This window comes from Streptomyces rubellomurinus (genome assembly GCF_000961885.1).
Lineage (GTDB): Bacteria > Actinomycetota > Actinomycetes > Streptomycetales > Streptomycetaceae > Kitasatospora > Kitasatospora rubellomurina.
This window is the reverse complement of sequence record NZ_JZKH01000402.1, coordinates 1-223: the sequence shown is the minus strand read 5'-3', so window position 1 is coordinate 223 and position 223 is coordinate 1. Positions and strand designations below refer to the sequence as shown.

Annotated in this window: 1 protein-coding gene; it reads right to left on the bottom strand. The window is 74.0% G+C overall.

Translation table 11 applies throughout. The features are described from left to right. The coding region (locus VM95_RS38370) for an acyltransferase domain-containing protein (RefSeq protein ID WP_045706467.1) at positions 1 to 223 on the bottom strand (223 nt) is incomplete at both ends.

The following is a 223-nucleotide window of genomic DNA, read 5'->3' as shown; positions in this document are numbered from 1 at the left end:
CTCGCGCTCGCACCGCTCCACCACAGCGGCCAGGGCCTCGGTGTCGCCCGACAGCACCACGCTGGACGGGCCGTTGACCGCCGCCAACGACAACCGGCCGTCCGCTTCGATGAGTTCAGCGGCACGCTCGGCGCCGACGCCGACCGACAGCATCCCGCCGCCCGACACCTTCCGCAGCGCCCGGCTGCGCAACACCACGACCCGGGCCGCGTCTTCGAGCGAC